Annotated in this window: 5 protein-coding genes; 2 read left to right on the top strand and 3 right to left on the bottom strand. The window is 40.7% G+C overall.

Annotated features, from left to right (window positions below):
* On the top strand, nucleotides 1-3,479 hold a 3,479-nt coding region (locus tag RMY63_RS23395; RefSeq protein WP_322730998.1), incomplete at its 5' end, for a CHAT domain-containing protein.
* Here RMY63_RS23395 and RMY63_RS23390 read toward each other — a convergent pair.
* Nucleotides 3,476-3,844, bottom strand: a complete 369-nt coding sequence (locus RMY63_RS23390; protein ID WP_322730997.1) for a hypothetical protein — start codon at nucleotides 3,842-3,844, stop codon at nucleotides 3,476-3,478. The genes RMY63_RS23395 and RMY63_RS23390 overlap by 4 nt on opposite strands.
* Nucleotides 3,845-4,164: 320 nt before the next feature.
* On the opposite strand from RMY63_RS23390, the gene RMY63_RS23385 reads away from it, so the two are divergent.
* Nucleotides 4,165-4,371: a toxin-antitoxin system, antitoxin component, Xre family protein gene (locus tag RMY63_RS23385; RefSeq protein ID WP_322730996.1), complete on the top strand. Its 207-nt coding sequence runs from the start codon at nucleotides 4,165-4,167 to the stop codon at nucleotides 4,369-4,371.
* Between the two features lie 3 nt (nucleotides 4,372-4,374).
* Here the strand turns inward: RMY63_RS23385 and RMY63_RS23380 are convergent, their stop codons facing one another.
* Entirely contained in the window at nucleotides 4,375-5,418 is a 1,044-nt protein-coding gene (locus RMY63_RS23380) for a M42 family peptidase (RefSeq protein ID WP_322731001.1), read from the bottom strand.
* Between the two features lie 8 nt (nucleotides 5,419-5,426).
* On the bottom strand, nucleotides 5,427-6,494 hold the full coding sequence (locus RMY63_RS23375; protein ID WP_322730995.1) for an SGNH/GDSL hydrolase family protein: 1,068 nt from the start codon (nucleotides 6,492-6,494) through the stop codon (nucleotides 5,427-5,429).
* Nucleotides 6,495-6,598: the final 104 nt, after the last annotated feature.

Raw genomic sequence — 6,598 nt, 5'->3', positions numbered from 1 at the left:
ATAGAATAAAAGGAGACAGGGCAGATAACATCGAAAAAGCGATCGCTGCTTTTACTGCTGCTTTAACTGTCAGAACTCCTGAAGCTTTGCCTATTGATTGGGCAACAACGCAAAATAATCTCGGACTTGCCTACACGGATAGAATAAAAGGAGACAGGGCAGATAACATCGAAATTGCAATCGCTGCTTATACTGCTGCTTTAACTGTTTACACTAGAGAAGCTTTGCCTCAAAATTGGGCAACAACGCAAAATAATCTTGCAAATGCCTATAGGGATAGAATAAAAGGAGACAGGGCAGATAACATCGAAATTGCGATCGCTGCTTATACTGCTGCTTTAACTGTCCACTCCAGAGAAGCTTTGCCTCAATCTTGGGCAACAACGCAAAATAATCTCGCAAATGCCTACAGGGATAGAATCAAAGGAGACAGGGCAGATAACATCGAAATTGCGATCGCTGCTTATACTGCTGCTTTAACTGTCTACACTAGAGAAGCTTTGCCTCAAAATTGGGCAATGACGCAAAATAATCTTGCAAATGCCTACAGCGATAGAATAAAAGGAGACAGGGCAGATAACATCGAAATTGCGATCGCTGCTTATACTACTGCTTTAACTGTCTACACTAGAGAAGCTTTGCCTCAATCTTGGGCAATGACGCAACATAATCTCGGACTTGCCTACAGGGATAGAATCAAAGGAGACAGGGCAGATAACATCGAAATTGCGATCGCTGCTTATACTGCTGCTTTAACTGTCTACACTAGAGAAGCTTTGCCTCAAAATTGGGCAACAACGCAAAATAATCTCGCTGCTGCCTACAGGGATAGAATAAAAGGAGACAGGGCAGATAACATCGAAATTGCGATTGCTGCTTATACTGCTGCTTTAACTGTCAGAACCAGAGATGCTTTGCCTATTGATTGGGCAGCAACGCAAAATAATCTCGCAAATGCCTACGGCAATAGAATAAAAGGAGACAGGGCAGATAACATCGAAATTGCGATCGCTGCTTCTACTGCTGCTTTAACTGTCAGAACCAGAGATGCTTTGCCTATTGATTGGGCATTGACGCAAAATAATCTCGCTACTGCCTACGGCAATAGAATAAAAGGAGACAGGGCAGATAACATCGAAAAAGCGATCGCTGCTTCTACTGCTGCTTTAACTGTCTACACTAGAGAAGCTTTGCCTCAATCTTGGGCAATGACGCAAAATAATCTCGCAAATACTTACAGGGATAGAATTAAAGGAGATAGGGCAGATAACATCGAAATTGCGATTGCTGCTTCTACTGCTGCTTTAACTGTCTACACTAGAGAAGCTTTGCCTCAATCTTGGGCAATGACGCAAAATAATCTCGCAAATACTTACAGGGATAGAATTAAAGGAGATAGGGCAGATAACATCGAAATTGCGATTGCTGCTTCTACTGCTGCTTTAACTGTCTACACTAGAGAAGCTTTGCCTCAATCTTGGGCAATGACGCAAAATAATCTCGCAAATACTTACAGGGATAGAATTAAAGGAGATAGGGCAGATAACATCGAAATTGCGATCGCTGCTTATACTGCTGCTTTAACTGTCTACACCAGAGAAGCTTTGCCTCAATCTTGGGCAGAAATGCAATATAATCTTGCTGCTGCCTACCTACTTAGAATTAAAGGAGATAGGGCAGATAACATCGAAATTGCGATCGCTGCTTATACTGCTGCTTTAAATGTCAGAACCAAAGATGCTTTGCCTATTGATTGGGCAGAAACTTTGTGGGGGCTAGGGATTGCTTACCAAAACGCAAACCAGTTTGCCTTAGCGTACAATACTTTTGAGTCTGCCATTGCCACTATAGAATCTTTACGAGAAGAAATAGTATCTGGAGAAGAAAGCAAGCGTAAACAAGCGGAACGCTTTAATCAAGTTTATAGCTATATGGTAGAAGTTTGCATAGAATTAAATAAGATTACCGAAGCAATTGAATATGTTGAACGTAGTAAAACCCGCAATTTAGTTGAACAAATTCTTGAACGTGACTCTAAAACCATTTTCCCTCTAGAAGTATTCACTCAATTAGAAAAATACAGGGATGAAATAGCCGTAGGACAATATCAAATCCAAAATGGCAAAGCTGAAAATCCCAAAGTCCTTGCACAATATCTCCAACAGTTGCGAAACCAGCGTAATGAATTACAAAACCAATACTTACCAGTTGGTTATGGTTTCAAATTTGACTCGTTCCAAGGTTCTTTGGATGAGCATACAGCCATTATCGAGTGGTATATTCTCAACAATAAAATTCTAGCGTTTATTGTCACAAAACAAGGAGAGGTAACTGTTTGGCAATCCCAACCAAAAGACCGAGAAGCTTTGTATGATTGGGCAAATAAATATTTGCATAATTACTACTATCAAAACGACCAATGGCGAAATAACTTAGGAGAAGAACTCAAAAAATTAGTCTCAATTCTGCACATTGATAAAATATTAACCCAGATACCAAAGCACTGCGATCAACTCATCCTAATTTCCCATCAATTCCTACATTTATTCCCGCTTCATGCAATTCCTGTAAATCAAAATTCTGAAACTTCGCGCTGTCTTCTAGATTTATTTGCTGGTGGTGTGAGTTATGCACCCAGTTGTCAACTACTGCAACAGGTACAACAGCGCAAACGTCCTGATTTTAAATCCCTGTTTGCGATTCAAAACCCCACAGGCGATTTAAACTATACAGATTTAGAAGTACAAGTTATTCAAAGCTACTTTAATACTGCCAACGTTCTGAAAAAAACAGCAGCGACACTCACAGCAATCGATAATTCTGACTTAAATACTTACCATTGCGCCCACTTTAGCTGCCACGGGTATTTTAACTTAACAAATCCCGGTAAATCAGCCCTAATTTTGGCAGATGCGCCTATCGCAGACACACCAACAAAACCCGACTCTGAACGTTATCTGAATGTGCGAGTAGGGGAAACCAACGATTTAGACAAATGCCTTACTTTAGATAAAATCTTCACGCTCAAATTAGATAAATGTCGCCTCGTCACCCTTTCTGCGTGTGAAACTGGATTGATTGATTCTAACAATACCAGTGACGAATACATTGGTTTACCTAGCGGTTTTCTATTAGCAGGTAGTCCCAGTGTCGTTAGTTCTCTCTGGAAAGTAGATGACCTTTCCACCAGCTTTTTAATGATTAAATTCTACGAAAACTTAGTCAAACTTGATAACCTGCAAGCAGGAGATATTGCCATAGCCCTGAAACAAGCTCAAAACTGGCTGCGAAATCTGACTATTGAAGAATTAGACAGATTTTTGGAGGAACACAAACCCCAAATTGAAAAAGTCCTTGCTCAACTAAGAGTAGGACAACGCATCATATTTCAAGAATCGTTGAAACTAATTAAGCAACGTCAACCCTTACCTTTTGCAAATCCCTACTACTGGGCTGGATTTACAGCATCTGGACTTTAAGCACCAGATTCCGGTACTTTACAAAACTTTTTCGTACCCAGTTTAAACACCAATATGCTAAGTGCAGTCGCAGTGCCTAGAGGAATGCCTGCACTAACAGCCAATGGTTCTACAATTGGAGCAATTAATCCAGATTCCAAAAATTCTCTGACTTCCTCTTGACAAATGAATTGGCGGCATTTTTCAAGCAAATCATTTAACGATCTATCTGCTTCCTGTGCAGTTTCCCGCATAACCAACAGTGGAACAGCATCGTCTAAATAGCCTTCACACTCTTCTATGGCATCTAAAGCTACTAAAGCCTGGGGAAGATCCGCCAACTGACTGCGAAACTGACTAATTTCCTCGGGTGTAACAGTAGTCATTTAATAGTTTTAACTGGTAAATACACGAAGCATTCAGCAATTATACATTTAATGCCGAATTTAGAGATATGGCGCTGACATTACATCAACAGTAGGAGTAATTTTGGTGTGCGAGCGCCCATTTTCCACAACCAGAAAAATTCACGCTATTTTGGGTTGATATGCGATCGCTCCTTCGAGTAAAAGCCTCAAATTCAGTTTTGCAAAAAGCTTTTAACAAATCGATACAATTAGCGATCGCCTTCATCGCTAGAGAAAACTAAAAACTATAATGAATGCATAAAGCAAGCAATACAGGCAAGGTTAGGAGAATCTAAATAATGCAGGCTGATAGCATTTTAGAGCAAAGGTTACTTAAAAAAATTCGCCAGCTACCTCCCGAAAAAGTTTTACTAGTTGAAGATTTTATTGATTCTTTGGATCAGCAAAATACAGACCATAGCCTTACCTTTACAGCTGCAAAACTTTCTGAACCAGTTCTGCTCAAAATCTGGGATAACCCTGATGATGCAGAATATGATATCTAGGTATCACTCAAACTCCGTTTCGCAGAAAGTTTTTAACAAATCGATACAATTAGCGATCGCTCCTAAATGAGTAATTTCATAACCGTGGGTATTTTGGGTAGGAAATGCTAAACACGCAGCACGCCCAACATGACCAAATTTCATTGCAATCGAAGCATCACTGCCAAACTGGCTTAGTATCGTTAGCTGCACTGATATATCAAGTTGCTTGGCAGATTGGCGCAGTTGTCCATTTAACCCCTCATCATATATTCCATAGGCATCTTGAGATAAAAGTACAGGACTTTCGCCATCTTTAACAGGATATTCCTCAGATAATGGACAAATTTCTAAAGCAATCAAGGCATCCAAACGTTGATTTTGGGTGAAAAATAGCGCCCCAATTGCTCCCACTTCTTCTTTAGCTGAGGCTACTAAATAAACATCCGCTACTGGCTGTTTCAGATTTTCAGCCAAAGCTAACAAAATCGCAACAGAAGCTTTGTTATCCAAAGTGTAACCAGCAATGTGATCCTTTAACCGAATTGGACGCTTGCGATGTTTGCCGATTACCATTCTAGTTCCAGGTCGAATGCCAGCTGCTTCTAATTCAGCAGATGTCAGCTTCGTTTCAATCCAGGCATTTTCCCACTTAACAGTAGTATCTTCCTGCTGCACTTTTTGGGGTGATTCGTGGGAAACGTGGCGAGAACCAAAGCTGAGAATACCGTTGATAGTTTCGTTATCTCCCAGTAAATCGACAACGCCTTCGCCATAAACCCACGGGAAAGAACCGCCAAGTTTGCTGACTTTGACACGACCTTCATCACCAAGACTCTTGACAATTGCGCCAATTTCGTCTTTATGTGCTGTGATAGCGATCGCTTTGTCTGGGTTTTTTCCTGGAATTTTCGCAATAATATTATCGGCGCGATCGCACCAGACTTCCACACCCAGCGCCGCAAATCGTTGCATTAACAACTGGTTAATCTCAGCTTCTGCACCACTAGGGGAATGGTGCATGATTAATTCTTCAATAATTTCAAATAAGCGATCGTAATCCCACATCAATTAGTTTAGTTTTCAACTGTTATATGAGATAATTGTGCATCAACAACCCGACCTGCTGACCTTTTTTGTTGACGTTTCAGCACTCCTACCGCACCAAAAGCACTAAGGGCTAAAATTCCCAAGTTGATCGAAGGTTCAGGAACAGACTTAGCCTCAATCGCCACTAGTGCAGCATCTGCTACTAACTTATGAATGCCTGTTGTTGGATGTAGAGAGTCAAAGAACAAATAATCGTTTGCTTGAGAACATACACTGATGATTGTCTGGAAATTTCCTACTACGCAAGGGTTAGTCACATCTTTAAACCCAAACTTCCCTGGATTTGCTTGTACTTGATTAAATAGGGCAAATACATCCACAGAGATCAGATTCAGATCAGAGTTATTGCTAAATTTGCCTAGTTCCTCTGCTAATCTCTTGTTATGGTCATTTGTCAAACTAGTCAAGTTGCTAGATAGACCTGTCGCAGACGCAAATGGAATCTTGCCCAAATCAGGCAAGTTAAAGACTAAAATATTTTTTGCGCCAGATGAGGCAAGTAACCCTACTGCATCTGATAAATTCTGAACTGTTTGAATCGCATTGCTAGCTTGACCAAACACATAATCATTTGCACCTCCCCATACAGCATAAACGGCATTTGGATCGAGCTTCTGATTGGCTTGTAAGATGGGTTGCGTCAACAAGCCGACTTGCTCCAGTACTCCCGGTAACGGTGCACTAGGAACAACAGCATTGCCTTGACCAGAACTAGCACCGCCCACAGCAAAATTAATACCTTGATTGGGAATAGTAGTATTTAAAGTAATGTATGGAGAGGGTTTTAATCCCAGCTGATCTCCGAGGTAGTCTACCCACACTTGATCGTTGGAAAAACGCCCTTGAAAGTAGGGTGGAGATTGGGGAATAGCTGTTGTCGGAGCCACTAAACCACCAGTAGCAGTGAAAACATTGCCAGTATCAGAAAGACTGTCGCCAAATACATAAAATTTGTTAAAACTCGCAGCATTTACTCTGAGCGGCAACATGAAAGATAAGAGAACAAATCCTGCTGCGACAGCTTGTTTTTTCATATTTGTTTTACCTGCGTTATTTTTTAGTTTATTTAAAAGCAATCAAAAGGCGATAGTCTGACAACTTGTCTTTTGAGTTATTTCAAAACTAAGTACGTTTATTA

The sequence above is a fragment of the Nostoc sp. ChiQUE01b genome (genome assembly GCF_034531255.1).
GTDB lineage: Bacteria > Cyanobacteriota > Cyanobacteriia > Cyanobacteriales > Nostocaceae > Nostoc.
Note: the sequence above shows the minus strand (reverse complement) of the source record. Positions and strands in the feature narration are given on the sequence as shown.